This is a genomic window from Brevibacillus nigriterrae, assembly GCF_049846925.1.
In the GTDB taxonomy this organism is placed as follows: Bacteria; Bacillota; Bacilli; order Brevibacillales; family Brevibacillaceae; genus Brevibacillus_H.
This window is the reverse complement of the sequence record NZ_JBNCMT010000051.1, coordinates 1-16077: the sequence shown is the minus strand read 5'-3', so window position 1 is coordinate 16077 and position 16077 is coordinate 1. Positions and strand designations below refer to the sequence as shown.

Sequence of the window (16077 nt, the reverse complement as noted above, 5' to 3'; positions counted from 1 at the left end):
ACGCTTTTTTGGGGGAGCTAATGCTTATGAAGCAAGCTCTCCCTCTTTTTCATCCGTTAATGCCGCATACAAAACAGGTATGACAAAAAAGATGATCGATGTAGCCGCAGAAACGATCCCCGAGTCATTTAACACGAGTGTTGCCAGAGAACCTGCAACAATCCCTGTGAATCCCCGTGCGAGCAAGGGATATTGTTGAGAAAGCCGCCGCAGGAATTGTGTTGGTCGCAATGACAACAGACTGATAATGAAAAGAGACACGATAAACACCTTACTCCAGGCAGAAATACGAATCAATCGCCAATTCATTGCAAGCTTCCGCTCGACCATCAGGCGTACTTCTTGCCAATTCCCGCTAACGATTTCCTGTGCAATCCTGCCTACGTGGGTAACAGGCTGCTCGGTAAAAATATGTAGCCCTATCAGCATAAGAACACCTGCGCAAATGCACCCTCCCACAACGATGAGGCCTCTTTTGCCTAGCCTCCACTCCTGCAGTCGGAACAAGGCAATTGCGAATCCGATTGTCCCCGCAAGGAAGCCTCCTGCGTTTGTTCCCAAAGCAGGATATGCCATGTAGAACAAAACTACGGCAAATATGCCAGCGGCAAGAGCAAAACAAATCGCTTGCCTGCTTCCTCTCCATCCCTCATAAAGGGACGATACCAACAAAACAGTTGCTCCGATTAGCACTCCTTCGTATTCATTTCCCAATCCATAAAACCTTGCTCCAATGACCGGATCATACCCCATGTAAGAGCGACTCATCGCCTTGGCACCAGTAAAGCCATCAATCAGGATACATATTGCAGTGAAACTGGCCACGCAAAACAATAGTTTCGGAAAAGGAAACCGTTCAACGATTAACGCACTTCCGAATGCCAACAGAACGATTACCCCTAACACAACCACTGGCGGTACGGACCATAACAAGATCGGTTCAATTAAAAATAATGCGGGGAAAAATAACATGGACAATAACCACAATCGGATTGCCCTTCGATAATCGACAGTTGCTCGAGAACGATCTTTTCGTTGCCATATCCACAGTAGTGATGCCAGGATTAACGTAACAATTTGCAGCATCACGTAAATGTACATGATAGATGAACGATTTTGATAGATATGATCGATCCTTGCTACCTCTTGCAGGAAATGATCATACGTTTGCAGCCCTCCCGCAACGCTTGTCGTTATGGGATGCCCAATCATTTCGGCTGGTGCTGGAACGCCTAATCGTTGCAAGATCGTTGGTGCAATATCGATTCCGTTGATAATTCCCGATTGTCTTGTTGTCAATGAGTGGAGGACTCCGCTTTGTTCTTCGTTGTCCCATATCAAAATTGGCGTCAATAGCGATTTTTGTTTCTGGGCCGCTCCATTCCCATTGACTGAGAGGACCATTACCGTTTGATTCGCATGACGCTCGTTTAGAACCGTTCCCACAAAGCGATCAATCTCCCCCAGTATTTGTCCATACCTGATGGTAAAGGAACTCGGCGACATATGATTTTGCAATGAATAGAGCCTCGATAAATCAGCCAACTCTACAACATGCATGCCCGGTTGTTGCTGAGACAAGAGCTGCTTTACCAGATAGGGGTAGTTTGTTTGCATTCCGTAGGGGTATATAGGATTCCTCTGATTGGTGTTGCCGGATATATCACCCTGCGGTATTCTCCCATTCTGGTCCATCGCAAACAGGGCAGCAGGTCGTTGTCTTTTGCCGGGTAAGTCGGCATTTCCATACAGTGACACGGCCATGCCATGTTCTCTCAGGGTTGAACCTAACAAGCCGATATTCGCTATGAAGGGCTTTTCCTGATTCTCGTACTGCAATCGATAGATGCCGGGAAACAGGATGGCAGAATGCTGTTGCTCTGTATCAGTTGAATCAGTGGACACATCCATCTGCTTCATCCACTCTGCTGCTGACAGTCCCTGATCCATTTGTTCTTCCGGATGATAGGCTGTTCCACTGCTTTCCGAGTAAACTGCTTGCCCACCACTCCCTGTCATCACATAGGCATTCGAATCAGTGCGAGCACCAGCAGGTCGAACCGTTACTGCGCCGTACTTTCCTTTGGACAGCCATTTATCCACATGTGGGTAAGTGCGGAGTACCTCCATATCAGAAAAAGATAACCCATCAACAAAAATGACGAGCACCTGGCGAGCGGTCTGATTGCTCTGAAGTTTACTGTACGCACTGGCGCCTGCAACATCAGATGAGAGAAATAATCCTAGAATACTTGCTACCATTACCCCGATCAGTCGAAACATAGTTTCCTCCTGTGTATAATTGCAAGTTTGATCGAAAAAAATTTAGTGAATGAAATTAATAATCCACAAGCTTATCCACACATTCCACAAGGTGTTCCACAGCTACAATCTTTTCCTTTCAAACCCTCAGTGATGTTATCACCATTATTCACAGGATATCTCCCGTTCATCCACACCATCCTTCAAAGGGCACTGTGGATAAGATAACCCACCCGACACAAGCTATCGCTGGCGGTCGACTAATCGCAACATCCGTGTTGCACCGTCGACACTCGCACGTCCTTTGCATCGTCGGGCGGGACCCCAAACTTATTATTTCTTAACAAAAAAAGACCTATCATACTAGGGACTGACCCCAAAGGTAGATAGGACTTCTCTTTATGAGCACGTACAGTTTTACGATTCAACCATAGACAGGCCAGGGACTCCGTTCAAATCAAGCGAAGCAAATTTGCCCTTCTCATATAATATATGCCCAGCCGCTGCAATCATTGCCGCGTTGTCGGTACAAAGCACAAATGGCGGAATGACAAGGTTGATCGACTCTGCCTGACATCTCGCAGTCAGTTGGTCACGCAATCCCCTGTTTGCCGCTACTCCACCAGCGAGCAGAACTTGACGAGCATTGTATTCTTTTGCCGCTCTGATCGTCTTCTCTACAAGCACCTCTACAACAGAAGCCTGGAAGCTGGCAGCCAAATGGGACGGTTCAATTGTTTCGCCTCGTTGTTCTGCATTGTGCAGGGTGTTCAGAACTGCTGATTTCAACCCGCTGAAACTAAAGTCGTAAGAGCCAGGTTCGAGCCATGATCTTGGCAGTGAGATCGACGGTTCACCTTCGTGAGCCAAGCGGTCAATATGAGGACCTCCCGGGTAAGGTAGTTGGAGAGCACGAGCCACTTTGTCATACGCTTCACCCGCAGCATCATCTCTTGTTTGTCCCAGGATCTCGAATACCCCATGCTCTTTCATATACACTAACTCTGTATGACCGCCAGAGACAACAAGGGCGATCAACGGGAACTCCATCTCGGTTACAAGACGGTTCGCATAAATGTGTCCCGCAATGTGATGCACACCTACCAGTGGAATCCCTCTCGCAAACGAAATCGCTTTGGCTGCTGCGACTCCGACCAGCAGTGCGCCTACCAGGCCTGGACCATAGGTAACAGCAATTCCCGCAATGTCATCCCATGTTTTGCCCGCTTCTTGCAAAGCTTCTTCGATTGTTGCTGTAATATTCTCCACGTGACGACGAGAAGCGACCTCTGGCACTACTCCACCAAAACGTTTATGTATATCTGCTTGTGAAGCAATAACATTGGACAGAATCTTCTTCCCGTCCTCAATGACCGCCGCTGATGTCTCATCACAACTGGTTTCGATTCCGAGAATGAGTGTGGGCTTGCCTGATGCCTGATGGTCTTCATAAGCCTTTTGCACCCGTTGTTGATAACGTGATTGTCTTGTATTCACTAGATATTCACCCACATAATTATGGCGTCTTCATTATTGTCCGAATAATACTTCTTGCGTCTTCCCTGTTCAACAAAGCCGAGTTTGGCATATAGATTGCGTGCGATTTCGTTCGATGGACGAACTTCCAGAGTCATTCGTTTTCCACCCAGGAAGTTAGCCAGCTCTATCATTTGTCTCATTAATTTTTCCCCAATTTTATATCCTCGATAATCCGGATGTACGGCAATATTGGTGATATGCGCCTCATCGAGGATCAACCACATGCCACAGTATGCAACAATGGTAGAGCCCAAAACACCAACCACATATTTGGCATGCTGGTTGATGGTCATCTCATTTCTAAAGGCGTCTTTCGGCCACGGGGTAGAAAAGGAGATTTGCTCCAGTGCTGCAACTGCATCCACATCGTCAATGGTCATTAACCGAAATTCAATTTCCTCTCGTGATCCCATTCGTAATCCCTTCTACTTTCCTTGATTGGCAAGCCACTTCGCTTCCGCTTCAGCAACTTGTAAATACTCGGGAACAAGCTCGTGTACATTCTCAGCTTGCGCAATTCGCTCCGCTCCCACAATGGCAATATGAGCTGCTCTGGGATGATTGAACGATACCGGAGCAAAGCGTGCTTGCTCCCCAACCATCTCCTGTATGGTTTCACGATGCAAGCGAACATCGTCCCCCACAAACAGGATCGGCTTCCCCTCCGCCTGATCGATCACCATAGGCAACCAATCCCGCAGAAGAATGATTCTCTCCGGCAATTCGGCCTCCACTGTTGTCATTTCTTTGCTTCGGAATAGCCCCGTGTAGACCTGACCTCTTCTCGCATCAAAAAGCGGAATGATCGGCCCCTCATATCCTAGCGCATTCATCGCTACGGCCTGCAAACTTGATACGCCAACTACCGGAATGGAAAGCGACCAGGCAAGCGTCTTGGCAGTTGATACACCGATCCTCACTCCGGTATAGGAACCGGGCCCTTGAGCGACAGCGATTGCATCCAGTTGACCAGGTTCTACATCCAGTTCATCCAATAACATGGAGATGCTATCCATCATGCGAATCGAATGGTTTTTGTTGAGATTGGTGGTCCATTCTCCAAGGACCCGCAAATCATCCAGTAACGCAATACTTAATACCAGATTGGAAGTATCAATTGCTAATATGCGCATCTTTACCTAACTCCTCACATAATGCCTCGTACCGTTTCCCTTTGGGTGTCATTCTACAAATGCGATTTTGCTCACCCGCAACTGTGATGAACAGCTCCAATCTTTCTTCGGGCAATACATCTTCGATTAATGAGGCCCACTCAACCACACATACGCCATCTCCGAAAAAGTATTCATCCAGACCTAACGAATCTACATCATCACCTACACGATACACATCCATGTGATAGAGAGGCAGTCGACCGTTGTATTCTTTAATAATCGTAAAGGTAGGACTGTTCACTACCTGAGTGATTCCCAATCCCTTGGCGAGCCCTTGCGTGAAGGTGGTTTTTCCCGCTCCCAAATCACCTTCCAGTGTGATGACAAACCCTGGTTGCAAATACGCAGCCATCCGCTCAGCCAACTGTTGGGTTTCTGCAGGGGTCTGCAGGCTTATCTGTAATTCCATGCGGCTCGCTTCCTCCTATGTGGCAAAATGATTGTATCCAGTCTTTTCTACTACTCGTTCCCGTCCGTACCGATCAATCATGCGAACAAACTGCTGGTCATGCTTTTGCACTCGTCCGATACAGGTTATGAACAGATTGTGGTCAACACATAATTCCTTTAATTGTTGGTACTCCGATTCGGGAACTGTGCCTACCAACTGATAATCTTCTCCACCCGTCCACGCCCATTCATACGGATCTTTATCAATGGAACGGCAATAATCCAGCAGTGTCTGGGACAGGGGAATTTCATCTTCCTCGATCAAAATTGACACATGACTGGCTTCTGCAATTTCCCACAACTCGGATGCCAGACCGTCGCTAATATCATTCAGTGCCCCCATTGGCTCTAACTGGTGGAGCAATCGTCCTGTGGTGACCTGTGCAGAAGGGCGCTGATGCTTGCGACGCAAATCCTTCCACTTGTCGTCTGATGGATCGCCTTTTTCCGCTTCCGCCAATAAAAGATGCAGCCCTGCTGCCGAGTCGCCGAGTGTTCCCGTGACGAAAACAATATCCCCAGGATTGGCCTTAGAACGCAAGAAAGCTTTGCCTCTCTCCACTTCTCCCAGCAACGTAACAGACAGATGGAGCGCATCGGGTGTAGACACGGTATCTCCACCAATTAATTGAACATGGTATTCCCGCAACGCATCGTAAATTCCCTCATATATTTCCTGGCATTCAGACGCACTCCAGTTCGGAGAAATACCAATCGTAACAAGTGCATACAGCGGGATTCCTCCCATTGCCGCTATATCACTTATATTACTGATCACTGATTTATAGCCTATATCTGATGGTTTCATTGTTTGCTTGAGAAAGTGAACCGTTTCGATCATCGCATCACAGCATGCGACAACCTCTCTCTGATTCGATACCGAAAAGACGGCAGCGTCATCTCCTATTCCAACAGATACATTTTTTGAGCGGGGCCAGTCTTTTGACTCCCTTGTCCATTGTTTGATCAAGGAGAATTCATCTTGCATCATTCCACACCTCTTCTCGGTTCGGATCTTTCCTTCTGTATCAGGAATCGTATCCTTCATTATACCGTTGAATTTTACAAGACCTCAAGTCTCAGCTTTCCACGGCATTTGCCACAGACATACTTCACAGGATTCATTTTTCTTTTTCGCTTATAGGATAATCCACAATCGTTACAAACCAAACGGTAGCGATATGGCGTACTCAGCTTTGCCCGATTCGTACTTACTTGCTGACAGTACCTTGTCCCGCCGACTTGTTTGAGAAGTGATTTGAAATCAACATCCTGATGTTTATAACCTCTGCCTTCTCTATGCAAATGATAGTGACACAATTCGTGCTTAATAATACCGATCAACTCTTGTTCCCCATGTTCCAGATAATGCTTCGGGTTGAACTCCAGATCATGAGTACGAAGTAAATAACGCCCACCAGTCGTTTTTAGGCGAGGATTAAACCTGGCACGGTGGATAAAGGGCTTGGAAAAAAATTGTTCGGAAATTGACTCAACCATCTGCTGAAGTTCATGCTCTGTCATGTCTCGCGAAACCCCTCTCTCCAGATTCCCCCTGTTTTCTTAGAAACAATGCTTGAATTCACTTTGAAGGATACGCTACACTTGTCGATGAAGCAATAGGCTTGCACACTTTTATATGGGAGGAGAAGCCATGCGTTATCTTTTGTTGGAACAAGCAAGCAAACTACAGTTTGTCTCATTGCCTGATTCCCATATGTATCAATTGGTTGCCTTACTGAAAAGACTTCATAAAGAAATTGACAAATTAACCATTGCGGATAAACCTGCATTGCCTACAGTCGTAGCAGAGTTCACTGGATTAGAGCTTCTGTCAACAGACTACACGGTTACGGAAGGAATCCATTATGTAAGCGAATTGGAAAGTCAATTTGCACGCCTGCAAGAAACAGATTATCCACTGATCTCTCTTCTTACTGAGATTCGTGCCTTACTTGCTCAACTGGAATTCTTGCAAGAAGAAGAAGTCTAAATATATTCTCGTTAGACAGGTACCTCCCGCCTACGTTCCACATAGACTGCTTTAGAGGAACATGGCAGGAGGTGTCTTTATGCCTCAGTGGATGCGAAAACAGCTACAACGCGCCTTCTTTGGCAAAGATATTCGTCAAATTCGCCTACTTAACAGTTGCTGGTTCTTATACTTAGAAAAGCACAGTAGCCGTCCGGATGATTAAGGGCGGCTACTTCTTTTTTATTTTAAGACAGCTTCTCCGGTGAGATCATTGTTAACCCTACTCGCTGTCTCTTCTCGTCAATCTCATGAACCCACACATCTACAATTTCTCCAACGGCCACGACGTCGAGAGGATGCTTGACGAACCCGTTGCGAAGCTGAGATATATGTACCAGCCCATCGTTCTTTAAACCAATATCAACAAATGCTCCGAAGTCAACCACATTGCGGACCGTGCCTTGCAGCTTCATGCCTTTGACCAGATCGCTTAGTTTCAGAACATCTTTATGCAGAAGCGGCTTTGGCAGTTCATCACGAGGGTCACGTCCCGGTCGTAGCAGGCTGTCGATAATATCTTTGAGTGTCGGTTCCCCTACACCAATTTTCTCGGCCGTCTCTTTCAAATTAACTGCAGCCAGGCTGTCTTTGCATTTCTCTGTGCCGATTTCCTCCGGCTTGACCCCAACAATCTGAATCAACTGATGGGTAGCCTCATAGGATTCAGGGTGAATCGGCGTTTTATCGAGCGGGTTATCCCCGTCAATCACTCGCAGGAAGCCGATGCATTGCTCATAGGTTTTGGCTCCTAACCGTGGAACCTTCTTCAGTTGCTGTCGACTGGTAAATTTGCCAAGCTCATCCCGCTGTTTCACGATATTCGACGCAACTTGCTTACTTACGCCCGAGACGTATTGCAACAAGGAAGGAGACGCTGTGTTCACATCAACGCCAACATGGTTAACGGCTGATTCAACGACAAACTGCAAGCTGTCAGACAATCGATTCTGGGAAACGTCGTGCTGATACTGTCCCACCCCCACTGATTTCGGGTCGATCTTGACCAACTCGGCTAACGGGTCTTGCAAACGACGGGCGATAGAGATCGCACTTCGCTCAGCAACATCCAGGTCCGGAAATTCTTCCTTGGCCAACGTGGATGCAGAATAGACGGAGGCTCCTGCTTCGTTCACGATAATGTAGCTGACGTCCTTCTTCACTTCTTTCAACACATCAGCGATGAACTGTTCCGTCTCCCGTGATGCTGTTCCATTGCCAATTGCCACTACCTCAATGGCATGAGTGGCAATGAGGTCGAGCACCTTCGCTTTGGCTTCTGCAACCTTATTGACAGGCGGAGTTGGATAGATGACAGAAACGTGCAGCATTTTTCCTGTTTCATCTACAACTGCGAGTTTACAGCCTGTCCGAAAAGCTGGGTCAACGCCCAAAACCATTTTCCCTTTTAATGGTGGTTGCAAGAGCAGATTGCGCAAATTCTCCGAGAAGATGTGAATAGCACGCTCTTCGGCTACCTCTGTCAGATGGTTGCGTACTTCCCTCTCAACAGAAGGAGAAATCAGCCGTTTGTAACTGTCAGCGATTGCCTCTACCAGAATTGCTTGAGCTGTTGTCTGCTTCGTTAATACCTTGCGTTGCAAATAACGAAACACTTCATCTGTCGGCGCCTCAATTGTCACTTTTAAAATGCCTTCATTTTCTCCGCGATTAATAGCCAGTACTCGATGAGGAACTACTTTTTTGACTGGCTCGGTATATTCGTAATACATCTGATACACGTTTTTGCCGTCTGCTTCCTCTTCTTTTTGCTCGGAAACGAGAATCCCTTTTTGATAGGTAACCTCACGAATCCATTTGCGAATATCGGCATCGTCGGAAATTTGCTCCGCAACAATATCCATTGCTCCTTGCAATGCGTCTTCTGCCGATTCAACGCCTTTCTCTGCATCTATGTATTCTTTGGCCTTTTCAACCGGATCACCCTGTGATGGCAAGCTAAGTAAATATTGAGCCAGTGGTTCCAACCCTTTTTCTTTGGCAACTGTTGCCCTTGTGCGGCGTTTCTGGCGATAAGGGCGGTATAAATCCTCCACCTCTTGAAGTTTCGTAGCCCTCTGTATGGCGCCCGCAAGCTCTTCTGTCAGTTTTCCCTGTTCCTCGATGAGACGAAGAACCTCTTCTTTGCGAACAGACAGGTTTCGTAAATATCGCATTCTTTCCTCTATGGTGCGAATATACGTTTCATCTAGCTGTCCAGTCATCTCTTTGCGGTATCTAGCGATAAACGGAACCGTATTTCCTTCGTCCAGCAAAGTGATCGTTTGTTCGACCTGATGCGGTTTCACTTGTAATTCTTGCGCAATTGTGAGCGTCATCTGTTTAATGTCCATCCGCTATTCCTCCAAACTAAAGTAACCCACCCGATACAAGCTATCGCTACATCGGGCGGGGCCCCAAACATAATAACCCCGCTACTCATTTTACCATACTGATTTGGTGAAATTTGGTGAAAAGATCAATCGGCAATCCGAATAAAAAAGAGCAGCCGACTCAACGGACTGCTTCCTCTCTTTCCACTTATTCCATGCTTGCATTTACATCTATGCGCAGCGCCTCACGAAGTTTGAGTAACGCTCTTCGTTGCAGACGAGAAATATGCATTTGTGAGATACCGAGAACTTCCCCCGCTTGTTTCTGACTGAGATTATCAAAAAACGTCAGGAAAATCACATTTTTTTCTCGCTCATTTAAGACATGAATCACTTTGGAGATAGTCATTTCCTGATCCACTCGATCAAATCCATCATCCGTTTGCCCAATTAAATCAAGTAATGTAACTGTACTTCCATCCGAATCTGCCTCGATTTCACTGTCAACCGAAAGCGAATGATAGTTTCTCCCCATTTCCAATGTTTCCAGAACTTCCTCTTCCGTCACATTTACATGCCTGGCAATATCGGCGATGTGCGGCGAACGTTGTAGTTGAATGGTAAGCTCATCAACGGCCCGCTTGATGCGTGGACCCAATTCCTTAATTCTCCTGGGAACATGAACGCTCCAGGTCTTGTCCCGCATATACCGCTTGATTTCCCCCACGATGGTCGGAATGGCGAAGCTTTCAAAACTTTTGCCAAAAGTCGAATCATACCGGCGGAAAGCAGCCAATAACCCAATCATGCCAACTTGAATCAAATCTTCATAGTTATCTTGTCCTCGTGCAAATCGGGATGCCAACGATTCCACGAGATCACGAAAATGTTGAACCAACTTCGTCTGAATCTCTTCGGATGGGGAAAGTTTCAGTTGTTCAATAAGAAGGTATACTTCCTCTTTACTCAGCACGTGTTTGCGTGAATTCATCATCATGGAAATCCACCTCATCCCGCTGCACGTACTTTGTCATCACGACGACGACTCCATTTTCTGTATTGATTTCTACCTCGTCCATCAAGGTGTGAATGAGGTAAAGACCCAAACCGCCTTCGTTTAATTCTTCGATGTCTTTAGAGGTATCAAGGGGAGCAAGCTTCGCTTGGGAAGCATCAAAACTATTCCCGGTGTCAATCACTTTTATGGTTAAGCGATCAGGTAACATAATGCATTCGATACGTAGCGTACCACCAACAGAATCCTCATATGCATGACGAACCGAGTTGGTGCAGGCTTCTGCCACTGCCAGCTTCAAATCTTCTATCTCATCGTAGGAAAACCCTAACCGATTCGCAACTCCTGAGATCATGAGTCTGGCCACACCTACGAATTCCACTTCGGCAGGCAACGTAAGCTCAATCACTTTGCCATCCTGGAAGTCTATCATTACTCACTCACTCCTTTGAGTGGCTCGACCGAGATCATATCGATCAGTCCCGTAATCTTGAACAGGCGCTCGATTCGTGGAGGTACGTTCTTGATCACAAGCTTCCTGTCTGCTTGCTTACATGCTTTCATAGCCCCTATTAATACGCCGACACCTGTGCTGTCCATGTAAGTTACATTCCCTACGTCCATAGATACCGTTGGGTAAATGGAGTGTTGAATCAACTCTAACAACTTTTCTTTCAGTTGAGGTGCGGTGAAGGCATCAACTTCACCTTCTACAAACAGAACCACTTCATTTTCGTCTGCTGCTGAATGAACGATTAAATTCATCTTTACCTCTCCTTTCGGTCGTTCTATCACTCTGTGTCGTTATTCCGTCCTGCGCAAAACAATCATTGTATAATCATCTGGCAAATCAAAAGAAGATATCTGCAATAATTCCTTATACAAATGCTCAGAAATTTCTTGTACAGGTGAACCAATTTTCTCACGGATAAACTGAAGCAAATCTTCTCTCTGAAGAAATGCAGAGCCAATTTTGCGCTCTGTTACACCATCTGTCACAAGGATGATCATATCTTTTGGCTGGAGACTTACCTCATATTCTGTGTAAAACACATTTTCTGATAAGCCTAATGCCAGCCCCTGACCTTCCAGATCATAAAACTGATCCTCAGCATAACAGTAATGAAAGCCCGGTTCATGCCCGGCAACAGCATATCGAAACCTATGTTCCCGAAAAATGTATCTGCCGACCAGCATCGTAATAAACATGCTCGGGTCCATATTCCGCTCGACAAGACTATTTAAGTACCGGAGCAGTACAGAAGGCGTCAGGGAATTCATCGATTGACTGTCCATTCCATATTTAATCATCGACATGCAAAGAGCAGCAGGGACACCCTTGCCTACAATATCGGCAATCGCTACGCTGCAGTCACCATTATTGTGTTGAAAGAAATTATAGTAATCCCCACTCATCTTTTTAGCGGGGACGCTGATTACTCCAACCTCTACCTGCGGAATCACCGGGAGGGTTTGCGGTAAAAATGCCTGTTGCATGGCAGCTGCAACTTCAATTTCCTTTTCCAACTGTCTTTGCTTGTTTCGTAACGAACGGAATTCTCTGTAAGCGTTTCCGTATTCAATCATTACTTCTGTAAGTAGTTGAAAGGAATCCTTAACGAACTCCGGAACTTCCTTAATCTCTTGAAGAGCCTGAAAATGCAAATCAATGATATCTTCAGGTGCAACATCATGGGTAAAAAACCATTTGCTTAACTGTTGCCCAAAATAGAGCTGATCTTCTCCACGTCCTTGAAGGTAGCCATGCAACAGTTCCTCGTACTGTTTTCCCCACTGTTGACGAACCATCTGTTACCTCTCTCCCCTCCATTTGACAATGGCGATATACGTCCCTTTGAGTGGATTACTCTCTATATAAAACTCATCCATAAGACGTTTCACACCTGGCAAACCGGCCCCTAAACCTCCAGAAGTGGAAAAACCGTCTTCCATAGCAAGACGGATATCTGGTATTCCCGGCCCCTGGTCTCTTGCTTCTATTCGCAATCCAAGTGTTCCCTCTTTTTCAATCGTATCAAGTGAAATCGTACCTTCATTCGCATACAAATAGATATTTCGAGCTAGTTCTGAAATCGCCGTAGCAATCCGGGATTGCGTAATATTGCCGAACTGAAGCTCTTTTGCGATATTTCTGCCAATATGTCTAGCCATGACGATGTCTTGTTCGGTAACAATTGTTATGCATACCGGCATGTCCATACCGTGGACTCCCTTCGCAAAAAAGTCTCGATTTTGATTCACATGTACCTGCTTTCCCCGTATCTTCCGTGTCTATTTTTGTCTGAAAATCATAGAAAAAATTATTCGCTACAGGATAGGCGAAATCCTTCTATCTGTTTAGTTGGCAAATAGTTCAAACAGGGCAAAACGAAAACCCACTTAAGCTTTTGTCTGCTCAAGTGGGGAGAATACGAATTAAAAATCAATTAATCCTAAACTAATTTGTAACGATTCATTAACCCGCTCCATCATCTCATCATCAAGATGTGTGATTTTATCAGTTAGACGCTGTTTATCAATGGTTCGAATTTGCTCAAGCAATATAACCGAATCACGATCAAATCCGTACGCCTTGGCATTAATCTCTACATGCGTAGGGAGCTTTGCTTTCTGGATCTGGGCAGTGATAGCTGCGACGATGACCGTTGGGCTAAATCGATTACCAATATCGTTTTGGATTACAAGTACGGGTCGAACTCCCCCTTGCTCCGAACCGACAACAGGAGAGAGATCCGCAAAGAATACATCGCCACGTTTAACAATCACCGGCTACACCCCGCTAACTAAGCGGTCCAAAGTAAGATCAGCTTCTTCTTCAGCGCCAAATGCCTCCGATGCCATGTTTAAATTAATTTTCGCCATTTCCATGTAACCTTTTTGCATAGTTTCACGAATAAAGCGCTTTTTTCGCTCTTTTAGATACAAGCTCATCGCTTGACGAATTAATTCACTTCGGTTTGATTTCTCTTTCTCCACGACCCCGTCCACTTCTTGCAATAAGTTTTGTGGAAGGCTGATCATGATGCGCTTCGTATTCGTCTTGGACAAGACATTCCACCTCCAACCATGACCGTAACATCCTTGCATACCGAAATTAACCGTTATCCATTAATAACAATACCATTATGTCGAACCAACTACAAAAATATACCTATATGAATAAAAGAACATACAAAGTTCGTCTATGTTGTTGTTAATTCGAGGTGCACTATCTAAAATCTATTCGATCTTCTTCTTAAAATTCCTGCTATCGTGAGGTGTAACATATTAACACTTGTTGTTAATACGATGACAAATCTCTACAACACGCCCTTCACGCAAATAGACACGTGGCAGGCGGTAATTCAACATGCACGATACTTCATAATTGATTGTACCAAGCAATTGCCCTACTTCATCAAGGCTGATCTCTTCATCACCCTGTCTGCCGTAGATCACGATTTCATCGCCTACATTTGCCTCTTCATTATCAATTCTGACCATAATTTGGTCCATGCAAACCCTGCCGACCACAGGAACTCGCAGCCCTCTGTGAAGAACACATCCTCGATTGGAGAGCAACCTTGAAAAACCATCTGCATACCCGATTGGAAGAGTTGCTACCTGCTCTTCTGCTTTTGCCTCGTATGTGGCTCCATAGCTTACTGTATACGCTTGGCTCGGCCGCTTCACATGCACAATTTTTGTTTTAAGCTGCAGAGCAGGTTGTAAGGAAATGATTTCTTGCTCTTTGATATAGGTAGAAGGGTACAAGCCGTATAGTCCGATGCCAAAGCGCACCATATCGTATCCCCATTCCGGGAAAGCCATGGCAGCCGCACTGTTACAGCAATGCACTTTGGGTAGCTTGTAGCCTGCTTCTTTTACAACACGCAGCATGGATTGAAAACGGTCGTGTTGTTCTCTTACGTGCGATGTATCTTCTTCATCAGCACAAGCAAAGTGCGTGTATATTCCCGACCACTCAATGAATTCCGAGTGTTGAATCGAATTAATCATTGCGAAAAGTTCAGAATCCTGTCTGATGCCAAGCCTGCCCATTCCGGTGTCCAGCTTAATATGGATACCTAGACGTGCATGCACTTGGGCCGATTCTTTTTGTCCGAGTAACGAGTCAGCTTGGGCAACCCATTCAGGATGGTAAGCAGTCAATTGAATATTTTGCTCACAAGCCAATTCAATGGAATCGATAGGCGTATAACCTAAAACCAGGATGGGAGCCGTAATACCCGCATTTCTGAGGACAATTGCTTCCTCTAGCATGGAAACGCCCAACTCTTTTGCACCGCTTGCAAGTGCTTCCTGAGCAACCTGCACAGAGCCATGTCCGTACCCATCCGCTTTGACGATTGCCATAATCGAAGTACTTGCCGGAAGATGGTTACTGAGTGACTGAACATTTTTTCTGATTGCGTCCAAATCTACTTCTACCCACGTATCTCGACAGAACCCTTTCATCTTTATCGCCTCTTTGCCTTCTTTTGAAATAATGCAACTCTTTCTTCGATCTGGCTTAAGAATTGGCGAGAAACCATCAGTGATTCCCGTTTACCGTTCAGCTTATATAAATGTCGCCCCTGAATCATTGGCTCCACTTTATCTAATGGATATGCTGTTTCCTTGTCCGATATCGATACAATTAAATGAGTTTTGGTCAAGGTATAGCGAGGACGAAGGATCATCTTATAAAAAAACGGGGCTAATCCGACGACTGCAATCGCCATGGTTATTGCAAAAATCTTGAAGATTCCTGTTTTCGGATCAAAAAAATTAGAAGCAAATAACATCCCAAAAATAAAGAGAACTGTTTCTAACACTCGCAGTTTGAAACTCTTGCGCAACAATAAATCAGAATAAGTTGCTACTGACTCTGCGATAATCTCTCCATACTCTTTTTTCATCCGTTTGTCACCTCTCGTCTGAACTATGCGTATCTTATCGCTTTTTTCCATGGTGTGTCAATAAAGGGATAAGAAAAACGTTGTCCCTTTCAGGTCTCCCTGACAGCTTGCACAGAAGAAATAACTGTCCGACTTTCTTCATCGTCAGGACGTGGTCAAACACGTCACTGCCTCTTGCGCAATGCTGGTTGCCCACTTTTTTTCCTGACGGTTGAAGGAAAGTCTATGTTGCGCTGCCAAAGTCGCTTTGAAAAGGACAAGCATTTTCGTATTATCAGGTCATCCAGAGTTTTCTGGTTGGCCTTTTTTCTTGGGCGCTTTAAGATGGCGGTAGCCGGGAGAACGTCAA

19 protein-coding genes are annotated in these 16077 nt (G+C 45.6%); 2 read left to right on the top strand and 17 right to left on the bottom strand.

What is annotated here, in order from left to right; genetic code table 11:
- Positions 1–24: 24 nt before the first annotated feature.
- From ACPW7N_RS24950 to ACPW7N_RS24920, 7 genes are all read right to left on the bottom strand, one after another.
- Complete coding sequence (locus tag ACPW7N_RS24950; RefSeq protein ID WP_425654416.1) at positions 25–2283, bottom strand: hypothetical protein; 2259 nt, start codon at positions 2281–2283, stop codon at positions 25–27.
- A 396-nt stretch (positions 2284–2679) separates the two neighbouring features.
- Positions 2680–3726, bottom strand: a complete 1047-nt coding sequence (gene tsaD / locus ACPW7N_RS24945) for a tRNA (adenosine(37)-N6)-threonylcarbamoyltransferase complex transferase subunit TsaD (protein ID WP_425654430.1) — start codon at positions 3724–3726, stop codon at positions 2680–2682.
- 32 nt (positions 3727–3758) lie between these two features.
- Positions 3759–4214: a ribosomal protein S18-alanine N-acetyltransferase gene (gene rimI / locus ACPW7N_RS24940; RefSeq protein ID WP_425654415.1), complete on the bottom strand. Its 456-nt coding sequence runs from the start codon at positions 4212–4214 to the stop codon at positions 3759–3761.
- 12 nt (positions 4215–4226) lie between these two features.
- Positions 4227–4934: a tRNA (adenosine(37)-N6)-threonylcarbamoyltransferase complex dimerization subunit type 1 TsaB gene (gene tsaB, locus ACPW7N_RS24935; RefSeq protein ID WP_425654414.1), complete on the bottom strand. Its 708-nt coding sequence runs from the start codon at positions 4932–4934 to the stop codon at positions 4227–4229.
- Positions 4915–5385 (bottom strand): tRNA (adenosine(37)-N6)-threonylcarbamoyltransferase complex ATPase subunit type 1 TsaE, encoded by a 471-nt coding sequence (gene tsaE, locus ACPW7N_RS24930; protein ID WP_425654413.1) that lies wholly within the window; start codon positions 5383–5385, stop codon positions 4915–4917. The genes tsaB and tsaE overlap by 20 nt, the downstream gene beginning before the upstream one ends.
- A gap of 15 nt (positions 5386–5400) precedes the next feature.
- Positions 5401–6417 (bottom strand): thiamine-phosphate kinase, encoded by a 1017-nt coding sequence (thiL, locus tag ACPW7N_RS24925; protein WP_425654412.1) that lies wholly within the window; start codon positions 6415–6417, stop codon positions 5401–5403.
- Positions 6418–6488: 71 nt separating this feature from the next.
- Positions 6489–6950 carry a SprT family protein gene (locus ACPW7N_RS24920; protein ID WP_425654410.1) on the bottom strand — a complete coding sequence of 154 codons (462 nt, stop codon included), beginning with the start codon at positions 6948–6950 and terminating at the stop codon, positions 6489–6491.
- 130 nt (positions 6951–7080) lie between these two features.
- Between ACPW7N_RS24920 and ACPW7N_RS24915 the strand changes: the two genes are divergently transcribed.
- The gene (locus ACPW7N_RS24915; RefSeq protein WP_425654409.1) at positions 7081–7419 is read left to right on the top strand and encodes a hydrolase/acyltransferase; all 339 of its coding nucleotides are present in this window, start codon (positions 7081–7083) and stop codon (positions 7417–7419) included.
- Between the two features lie 79 nt (positions 7420–7498).
- Complete coding sequence (gene cmpA / locus ACPW7N_RS24910) at positions 7499–7624, top strand: cortex morphogenetic protein CmpA (protein ID WP_425654407.1); 126 nt, start codon at positions 7499–7501, stop codon at positions 7622–7624.
- A gap of 22 nt (positions 7625–7646) precedes the next feature.
- Here the strand turns inward: cmpA and ACPW7N_RS24905 are convergent, their stop codons facing one another.
- The 10 genes from ACPW7N_RS24905 to ACPW7N_RS24860 all read right to left on the bottom strand — a co-directional run bounded on the left by ACPW7N_RS24905 (position 7647) and on the right by ACPW7N_RS24860 (position 15728).
- Positions 7647–9812: a Tex family protein gene (locus ACPW7N_RS24905; protein WP_425654405.1), complete on the bottom strand. Its 2166-nt coding sequence runs from the start codon at positions 9810–9812 to the stop codon at positions 7647–7649.
- A 187-nt stretch (positions 9813–9999) separates the two neighbouring features.
- Positions 10000–10788 carry an RNA polymerase sigma factor SigB gene (gene sigB / locus ACPW7N_RS24900; RefSeq protein WP_425654404.1) on the bottom strand — a complete coding sequence of 263 codons (789 nt, stop codon included), beginning with the start codon at positions 10786–10788 and terminating at the stop codon, positions 10000–10002.
- Positions 10754–11239, bottom strand: a complete 486-nt coding sequence (gene rsbW / locus ACPW7N_RS24895) for an anti-sigma B factor RsbW (protein ID WP_425654402.1) — start codon at positions 11237–11239, stop codon at positions 10754–10756. Before rsbW ends, sigB begins: the two co-directional genes overlap by 35 nt.
- On the bottom strand, positions 11239–11571 hold the full coding sequence (locus tag ACPW7N_RS24890; RefSeq protein ID WP_425654400.1) for an STAS domain-containing protein: 333 nt from the start codon (positions 11569–11571) through the stop codon (positions 11239–11241). The genes rsbW and ACPW7N_RS24890 overlap by 1 nt, the downstream gene beginning before the upstream one ends.
- Before the next feature lie 39 nt (positions 11572–11610).
- On the bottom strand, positions 11611–12615 hold the full coding sequence (locus ACPW7N_RS24885) for a PP2C family protein-serine/threonine phosphatase (RefSeq protein ID WP_425654397.1): 1005 nt from the start codon (positions 12613–12615) through the stop codon (positions 11611–11613).
- 3 nt (positions 12616–12618) lie between these two features.
- Positions 12619–13026 (bottom strand): anti-sigma regulatory factor, encoded by a 408-nt coding sequence (locus ACPW7N_RS24880; RefSeq protein ID WP_425654394.1) that lies wholly within the window; start codon positions 13024–13026, stop codon positions 12619–12621.
- Between the two features lie 216 nt (positions 13027–13242).
- On the bottom strand, positions 13243–13593 hold the full coding sequence (locus tag ACPW7N_RS24875; protein ID WP_425654393.1) for a type II toxin-antitoxin system PemK/MazF family toxin: 351 nt from the start codon (positions 13591–13593) through the stop codon (positions 13243–13245).
- A gap of 3 nt (positions 13594–13596) precedes the next feature.
- Positions 13597–13914, bottom strand: a complete 318-nt coding sequence (locus tag ACPW7N_RS24870) for a CopG family ribbon-helix-helix protein (protein WP_425654392.1) — start codon at positions 13912–13914, stop codon at positions 13597–13599.
- Positions 13915–14094: 180 nt separating this feature from the next.
- Positions 14095–15285: an alanine racemase gene (gene alr, locus ACPW7N_RS24865; RefSeq protein WP_425654390.1), complete on the bottom strand. Its 1191-nt coding sequence runs from the start codon at positions 15283–15285 to the stop codon at positions 14095–14097.
- Positions 15286–15287: 2 nt separating this feature from the next.
- The gene (locus ACPW7N_RS24860; protein ID WP_425654388.1) at positions 15288–15728 is read right to left on the bottom strand and encodes a hypothetical protein; all 441 of its coding nucleotides are present in this window, start codon (positions 15726–15728) and stop codon (positions 15288–15290) included.
- Positions 15729–16077: the final 349 nt, after the last annotated feature.